Annotated in this window: 1 pseudogene; it reads right to left on the reverse strand. The window is 67.5% G+C overall.

Features of this window, described 5'->3' with window-relative positions:
* A pseudogene (locus tag AC1D12_RS34625) lies at nucleotides 1-721 on the reverse strand (hypothetical protein); the annotation flags it as partial.

Below are 721 nucleotides of genomic sequence, written 5' to 3' on the forward strand. Positions count from 1 at the left end.
CCCCCACATCCCCCACATCGCTCTTGTAGAGGATGCTGCCCAGCGCGTTGTATTGCAGGCTCACCGTGCGCACGAGCCCGCTGATCGCAGGCGCCGCCACCGTGTAGCGCTGCAGCCGRCCSAGCGCATCGTGCTCGAAGTTCTCCGTCACCGCGCCTGTGCTGCCGTCRCCGTTCGCATCGTTGCGRTTSGTCAGCCGSCCCAGGCTGTCCCACACGTAGCCGTGGTTCAGCACRTCRGTSGCGTTGCCCTTGCCCGTCGTCAGGCTGCTSGCGCGGCCCGTCGCGGCTTCATARCCSGACTTGCTCACCACSGCRTTGCTGTAGCGCTGCTGCTCAAGGTGATCCCRYGCGTTGTAGGCCTGCGCCTGCCACAGCACCGTGCCCGCCGGCAGCGTGATGCTTGCTCCTGGCGTGCCGCCCGGCGTGGCGGGCAACGGGTTCACCGTCACCGCCGTTGCCAATGACACCGTGCCGAGGAARCCCTTCGGYGTGTASCCRTAGTTCACCGTCAACCCGGTCGGCCAGGTCTGCGTCGCTTGCCGACCGTTCGCGTCGTAGCTCAGCGCGCTCGCAAAGCTCGGCCCGTTCACCACCGTCGTGCGGTTGCTGACCAGCCGCCCCAGGCTGTCGTACACCCACTGCTGGCTCATGTCGGTGCTGGCGCTGGTCGCGCACAGCTTGCCGATGCCCATCGCGCAGGTGTCGTAGGTCCAGGTGCT

The organism is Rhizobacter sp. P1_G5, assembly GCF_056405435.1.